The sequence below is a fragment of the Mesorhizobium sp. WSM3224 genome (genome assembly GCF_000427725.1).
Classification (GTDB): domain Bacteria; phylum Pseudomonadota; class Alphaproteobacteria; order Rhizobiales; family Rhizobiaceae; genus Mesorhizobium.
The window spans coordinates 1-6,983 of the sequence record NZ_ATYO01000061.1; the positions used below are offsets into that span (position 1 = coordinate 1).

Sequence of the window (6,983 nt, forward strand, 5' to 3'; positions counted from 1 at the left end):
TTGACCAGCTTGCCGGGGATCATCCAGTTGGCGAGGTCGCCGTTCTCGGCCACTTCCATGGCGCCTAAGATCGCCATTGCGATCTTGCCGCCGCGGATCATCGCAAAGCTCTGGGCAGAGTCAAAGAAGGCCGAATGCGGCAGCGCCGTCACCGTCTGCTTGCCGGCATTGATGAGGTCGGCGTCGATCTCGTGCTCGGTCGGGAATGGACCGATGCCAAGCAAGCCATTCTCCGACTGCAGCGTCACGTGAATGCCGTCTGGAATATGATTGGCGACGAGCGTCGGAATGCCGATGCCAAGATTGACATAGGTGCCGTCCTCAAGCTCGCGCGCGGCCCGCGCCGCCATCTGGTCCCTGTCCCAGGCCATCTGTCACCTCCCCTTCAAGCCGCAGCACGCGTCGTGCGCTGTTCAATGCGCTTCTCGTGCTTGCCCTCAATTAGGCGATGCACATAGATCCCCGGCAGGTGGATCTGGTCAGGCTCCAGACTGCCGACGGGAACGATCTCCTCGACTTCGGCGACACAGGTCCTGCCGCACGTGGCAGCCGGCGGGTTGAAGTTGCGCGCTGTCTTGCGGAACACCAGGTTGCCCGAGGCATCTGCCTTCCAGGCTTTCACAATTGACAGGTCGGCGACGATGCCGGTCTCAAGCATATAGGTTTCCCCGTCGAAGACCTTGTGCTCCTTGCCCTCTGCCACGACGGTCCCCACGCCGGTCTTGGTGTAGAAGCCGGCGATGCCAGCGCCGCCGGCCCGCATGCGTTCAGCCAGCGTCCCTTGCGGATTGAACTCAAGTTCCAGTTCCCCGCTCAGATACTGGCGCATGAACTCGGCATTCTCGCCGACATAAGAGGAGATCATCTTCCTGATCTGCTTGGTCTTGAGCAGCACGCCAAGCCCAAAGTCGTCGACGCCGCAATTGTTCGACGCGATCGTCAGCTCCTTCGTACCCGCTTGCCGAATGCCACCGATCAACAGCTCCGGGATGCCGCAGAGGCCGAAGCCGCCGGCAGCAATGAGCATCCCGTCAAACAACAGGCCGTCAAAGCGCCGCTCCGGCGTCGGCATGGATCTTATTCATGTAACTCTTCACCCGTTCGGTCGCCGCTTCATCGTCAAGGGGCAACTCCTTTTTGCAATCGTGCCAATTCAACAGGTATCCGTGCCTTTCGCGCGCGAGTTGGCTCGCGGGACTACATACACATAACGTTAGTCGGATCGGCCACCGCGCCCTAGCCGTCTAGAGTTATTCCGGGATGGAAAAGATTTGTGATCTGAGCCATTCCGTTCAATTACACCGCGTCCTGGTGAGAGGGGCACTGAAACGCGCTCGGCTGCGACAGTTTCATCTGAGGTTCTGGGCGGCCCGGCGGGTTCATATGCAGCGGTGGCCGCACTATCGACAGCGGGCTCGATAGGACGATCGAGATGATCGACGAAGTCGATGAGAACCCCGTAAGCTTAACACAGGATGTATTCTTTGCTTACCGGCACCGGCGAGGTTCTACTTGCTCGCTCGCCTCACCAGATCGATCCATAGAGCAATTCCGTAGGGCAGTGCGTCGTCGTTGAAATCGTACTCGGAATGATGGAGGGGAGCGGTCGTGCCGTTGCCCATGAAGATGAACGCGCCGGGCCTGGCCCTTAGCATGTAGGAAAAATCTTCCGCGATCATCAGGGGCGCTAAGTCGCGCTTAACAGCGGTATCTCCAGCAACATGCGCGGCGGCCGCCGCAAGAATGCACGCCTGGGCCGGATGATTCACCGTCGGCGGATAGCCACGGCGGTAGTCGAATTTTGCTTCAGCGCCAAACGCTTGGGCAATAGAGGCGATTATGGCTCGCATTCGGCTTTCAACAATGTCGCGGCTGGTGTCCGAGAAGGCGCGGACAGTACCCTTGAGCACAGCCTCGGTTGGAATGACATTGTAGGCTGCGCCAGCTTCTATGGACGTGACCGAAAGCACGACCGGGTCAGCGGGGTTGACGCTTCTTGAGACGATCGTCTGCAGCGCGCCGACCACGTGGTTGGCGATCACGATCGGATCGACGGTTTCGTGCGGCTGGGCCGCATGGCCGCCTTTGCCGATGATTTTGATATCGAAACGGTCGGCTGCGGCGAGCATGACGCCTTCTGAGATGGCGAATGTGCCGATGGCCATGGCTGGCATGTTGTGAAGCGCGTACACCTCTTCGATGCCAAAGCGTTCGAAGAGACCGTCTTCGGCCATTACCTTGGCGCCGCCACCGCCCTCCTCCGCAGGCTGGAAAATCGCAACGAGGGTGCCGGTAAAGGCGCGGGTCTTGGCAAGCTGGTTCACGGCGCCAAGCAGGATCGCCATATGGCCGTCATGGCCACAGGCATGCATGCGTCCAGCATCGGCTGAGGCGTAGGAGAGGCCCGTCGCCTCAATTATGGGCAGAGCGTCCATGTCGGCGCGGATGCCGATGGTCCGACTCGCCGGCGCGGTTCCGCCCCGGATCACCGCGACAACTCCGCTTCGACCGATGCCAGTCACAACTTCATCACACCCAAACCCCCGCAGGAGTTCCGCAACGCGTGCGGCCGTGCGGCCTACGTCGAACAGAAGCTCCGGGTGGCGATGGAAATCGTGGCGCCATTCGATGGCTTGTCTGCGTAGCGTCTCGGCTGTCTCGAAGGCATTGGAGGTCACAGTGCCCTCGAAGGCAAGTGTAGCATCGATGTAGGGGACATAACGGACTCTCGCTTCTTGGTTCAGACCAGGTGAATTTGTGTTTGCGTGGTAATCGAGAGCAATTTGCCTTTCTCGCCAGTCACCCTCGTCGTCCACACCGAGGTGCGGCTACCCAAATGAATTGGCGTGCATTCGCCATGCAGTTCATCTCCTGCGTCGCTTCCTATGAAGTTGGTTTTTGATTCCAAGGTGGCCGTACGCTGCCCCGGCTGTAGAGATTGAAGGGCACCAATTCCACCAAGGCAATCTGCCAAAGCCATCAGTACACCGCCATGTACTGTGCCAACCGAATTTCGATGAGCGTCGGTGATAAGGATATGTGCCGTGATCCGCTGGGAAGTGACTTCATCGAGTACAATGCCGATAGCCTTTTGGAACCCATGGAGCGGTATTTGACGCAATTCTTCTTCAGTCCATGCCCCCGCAGCAGCCCGAATGGGGCCAGATAAGCTTGTATTCATCTGGATGTCTCGGGTCACGTGTTCCGAAGGAATCCGGAATGCAGGGTGCAGATTTCCTTAAACGCCCTCACGTAGCTGTCCATGTCGTCGTCGGTGGTGGCGAGAGACAAGTTGATCGTGCCCCGGCGAGATGTATAGAATTGCCTCTTTAGCAATTCAAGATGAACGAGCTTCCTTTGCTTCGCACTTGTTCGGATGTCGCTGGGCCGTCTGACTTCATTCGGCTGAAAGTGTATCGAAATGATTGTTCCGTATCCCCCCAGTTGAATAGGCAGATCGGCGCCTTGCGCCACCTCAATCAGCCGTCTCCGCATTGCTGCGGCCTTTGCATTGGCCCCATTGATAGCCCTAGGCGTAGCAACCTTGCTGTAGCCGATATGGCCAGCTGCCATCGAAAGGATATTGTTGTTGAAAGTTCCGCCATGGGGAATTGCACCTTCGCGATTTGCGTCGAGCAGGTCCATGATCGCAGCCGCCCCACCGAAGGCGCCAAAGCTGGCGCCTCCACCGAGAAATTTTCCCAATGTCGTCAGGTCGGGACTGATGCCGAAGACTTGCTGCAAACCACCTCCCGCCATCCGGGCAGTCTGCACCTCGTCGAATATAAGCAGGGTGCCGTGCCTGGTCGAAAATTCGCGCAGGAACTGCAGAAATCCCGCCTCGGCCAGAACTCCTCCCCCGCTACCCATCATCGGCTCCACTACGATCGCAGCCAAATCGTCTAGAATTCCGGCTGCGGCCGCCTCGACCGATTCTTGGGCATTAAACTCCGCCAATACGACACTATCCATCTCGTAGTTCATTGATTTGCCGCCGAGAAAGCTCAGAATGCTACCGTGATATCCGCCCTTGAAGGCCAGTACTTTGGAACGGCCGGTCGCTTGCCTGGCCAACTGCATGGCAATCAAATTGGCTTCGGTTCCTGAATTGCAGAACCGCACACGATCAATGGAATCAAAGCGGCCGCAAATCTCCCGCGCCAACTTCTCTTCATGAATGTTCAGACCACCAAAACTCAGACCGCTTTCAATGGCGCTGCTTAGCGCCTCAATGATCAACGGATCACTATGCCCATAGAATCCCGCCGTGGAGTCATTGGCGAAATCTGCATACTCATGTCCGTCGAGATCCGTTACGTGGCTACCAGACGCATGCGCGATTGCGAGCGGGAACGGATCGAAATGTAAAACAGTCCGCGTGCTGCCGCCGGGCAACACCTGCGCCGCCCTTGCGACCTGCTCCGCACTTCTCGCATTCCTGGAGCGGTAGTCACGATCGAGGTCCGCAAGCACCTGCTCAAGGCCGCTCGTAACGTCTGCGTTCTGATTAAGCATGAGCTACACCGCCATGTCGTTGAGTTTGAATTTTTTGCGCACTTCGTCCGGGGTGCAAATGTCAATCGACAACAGAGAGAGAATGTCTCTCATGCGTCGTACCTGCTCGGCATTGCTTTTGGCTAGCACACCCTTATCCAGATAAAGATTATCTTCGAGGCCGACGCGAACGTTGCCCCCCATTAAAGAAGCCATCGTGCAGTATTTGAATTGATGCCGGCCGGGAGCGATAATGGACCAGAAATAGTGCTCACCGAACAGATGGCGAGCGATGGTCTGCATGTGAATTACGTTCTCGAAATGCAGCCCGATTCCGCCGGAGAAGCCGAAGATCGTCTGAATGATGAAGGGCGGCTCGATCAACCCTTTGTCGGCGAAATAGGCCAGATTGTAGAGGTGACTGACGTCATAGCATTCACACTCGAAGCGAGTGCCCTGCCCGCCGACATCGCGGATGATTGTTTCGATGCCGTCCTCGGTGTTGGGATAGATGCGGTGCCGGGCGGTGCGGAATTGTTCGACCTCCCACTCGTGCTTCCAAGTGTCGAATTTGCCCAGGATCTGTTCGCGGCCATAGGGTGACAACGAGCCCATGTTAAGAGAGGCCATTTCCGGCTTGAGAGCGACGGCGGCGGCCATCCGATCCTCGATCTTACCGCTGCCACCGGTCGAAATGTTGATAACGACATCAGACCTTGCACGGATATTCGGCACGAAGGCGGCAAAAAGCGCCGGGTCGTAGGACGCGCGGCCGTCGTCGGGATTACGCGCATGCAGATGCACGACCGCCGCTCCGGCCTCGGCGGCAGCGACCGCTTCGTCTTCGATTTGCCTGGCACTTATCGGCAGATGCGAAGACATCGTCGGCGTATGTGCCGAACCAGTCACCGCGCAAGTGATGATCGCTTTGTCAGCCACGTCGAAACCCACTCCATCGTATACAAGAGGATTGAAGCGAGCGTAGGGAAGCCAGAATTTGCGGGCAATGTCGGCGGTTTATTGAAGGGACCGCGATTTTTATGATCGTGTGGCGGGACTGGGCCGCAAAGGGCGCCGTTATTTCACCTCTTACCGCGCCTGCCTGGGCGTGACGCCGAAGGTTTTTCGGAAGGCGAGGTTGAAATTAGAAATGTGGTTGTAGCCCACCTCATACGCCACCTGCTTGAGCGGCATGTTGGTCGTGGCGAGCAGGCGATTGGCCATATCCATACGCTTGCGGGCGCAATATTCAGAGATGGTGAAGCCGAAACGGTCGAGGAACAGGCTCGATAGGACGGCAGGCTGGACGTCCACCCGTTCGGCAAGGAAGCCCACTGTCGGGGTGGTGCGGAAATCTTCGTCGATGATCTTGACTACTAGGTCGAGCTTGATCCTTTCCGCAGCTGATTGGTCGCTGCTCCGGGTGAAGGAGGCCAGAAGCGCATCGCTACCGAGGCAAAGCAATTCATCCGCTTTGGCGAGCAGGAATTCGCGCATGATCGCCGGATGAATGTTCGCCGCCGACACCTGTCGCGCCGCACGCTCCATTTCGAGGGTGAGTGGAAACTCCAGCCAGAAACACGGGCAGTTGGGCTTGGAGATTAGGGCTCGAGCGTCGGAATTCGCGCGGAGCGCGCTATTCACGACGGGCGGCGGCTTTTGCGGCGAGAATCCGACAAGAATGGACGTCTCGGTATCGCCTTGCGACCAGAAACTGGTCTTAACCACGCCCTCCGCATGGTAATAAGCGACAAACTTGGGCAAGTTTAGGTCGTGCCGACCCGCTCCCTTCACCTCGACCGTGCGACGACCATGTAAATGAAAAAGAAAGACTAGCCGCCCGAGACCAGGCTCATGATCCTCAAAGGCTCCCCGCGCCGCGATCTGCTTAGAGGTAATCAGGAGATCATCGTGCTGCGGGAATACGTCCTCGTAGCCTTCGCTGACATCGCTGGGAGGCATCAAACGTATCGCATCCGGTACACCGCCCGGATGGTTGGAGGCCCGGGCAAAACACCTGCCCACCGTCACTCGTTCGAGAATTGCGGTCAAACCGTCTCCTAGTGCAGCAATGTGTACGGTTCTAGCCAGCGAATAGTTGCGCCTCTCAGGGCATTTTTGCAAGCACTAGGTGATGACCTTCTGCAACAATTCTGGAGGATCGGACGCGTGCTCAGAACCCGGCGCGCTCAAGGAGGCGTTTTCTTTGTTTCACCGCCTTCTCGAGGACGGCGCTTTCATCGACCAGAGTTGCATGCCCATGACGCATCACTACGTGGCCATTGATGATGACAGTATCGACCGGGAGGTGCCACCCGAGATGCCGAGGAGATTGTCCGGCGCCCCTGCTGGGGTCTGCGTGATATCCCCGATTTCACGGATGACAATATCGGCGCGCTTGCCCACAGTCAGACTGCCCATTTCAGCATCCAGGCCAAGGCAGCGAGCGGCATCGAGCGTTTGCATGCTTAAGATATCAGCGCCAGAGA

The 6,983-nt window shown here is 57.8% G+C and carries 8 protein-coding genes; all 8 read right to left on the reverse strand.

Annotated elements, in window-relative coordinates; translation table 11 throughout:
- Window positions 1-371, reverse strand: a 371-nt coding sequence (locus YU3_RS0133675; protein WP_027168782.1) for a succinyl-CoA--3-ketoacid-CoA transferase, incomplete at its 3' end; no start/stop codon positions are given.
- A gap of 14 nt (window positions 372-385) precedes the next feature.
- Window positions 386-1,072, reverse strand: a complete 687-nt coding sequence (locus YU3_RS0133680; RefSeq protein WP_036260276.1) for a CoA transferase subunit A — start codon at window positions 1,070-1,072, stop codon at window positions 386-388.
- Window positions 1,073-1,508: 436 nt separating this feature from the next.
- The gene (locus YU3_RS0133685; RefSeq protein WP_027170272.1) at window positions 1,509-2,678 is read right to left on the reverse strand and encodes a M20 aminoacylase family protein; all 1,170 of its coding nucleotides are present in this window, start codon (window positions 2,676-2,678) and stop codon (window positions 1,509-1,511) included.
- Window positions 2,679-2,740: 62 nt separating this feature from the next.
- The gene (locus YU3_RS40175; RefSeq protein ID WP_156913698.1) at window positions 2,741-3,181 is read right to left on the reverse strand and encodes a PaaI family thioesterase; all 441 of its coding nucleotides are present in this window, start codon (window positions 3,179-3,181) and stop codon (window positions 2,741-2,743) included.
- A gap of 14 nt (window positions 3,182-3,195) precedes the next feature.
- Window positions 3,196-4,515: an aminotransferase class III-fold pyridoxal phosphate-dependent enzyme gene (locus YU3_RS38280; protein ID WP_051334209.1), complete on the reverse strand. Its 1,320-nt coding sequence runs from the start codon at window positions 4,513-4,515 to the stop codon at window positions 3,196-3,198.
- Window positions 4,516-4,518: 3 nt separating this feature from the next.
- Entirely contained in the window at window positions 4,519-5,433 is a 915-nt protein-coding gene (locus YU3_RS0133695; protein ID WP_027170273.1) for a 3-keto-5-aminohexanoate cleavage protein, read from the reverse strand.
- 150 nt (window positions 5,434-5,583) lie between these two features.
- Window positions 5,584-6,546, reverse strand: coding sequence for an AraC family transcriptional regulator (locus YU3_RS0133700; RefSeq protein WP_156913699.1), 963 nt, complete (start codon window positions 6,544-6,546; stop codon window positions 5,584-5,586).
- 219 nt (window positions 6,547-6,765) lie between these two features.
- The coding region (locus tag YU3_RS0133705; protein ID WP_027170275.1) for an amidohydrolase family protein at window positions 6,766-6,983 on the reverse strand (218 nt) is incomplete at its 5' end.

Bases quoted from the DNA above. Each gene is read 5' to 3' on its own strand.
- YU3_RS38280 (WP_051334209.1), bottom strand. From the start codon at position 4,515: ATGCTTAATCAGAACGCAGACGTTACGAGCGGCCTTGAGCAGGTGCTT.
- YU3_RS0133680 (WP_036260276.1), bottom strand. From the start codon at position 1,072: ATGCCGACGCCGGAGCGGCGCTTTGACGGCCTGTTGTTTGACGGGATG.
- YU3_RS40175 (WP_156913698.1), bottom strand. From the start codon at position 3,181: ATGAATACAAGCTTATCTGGCCCCATTCGGGCTGCTGCGGGGGCATGG.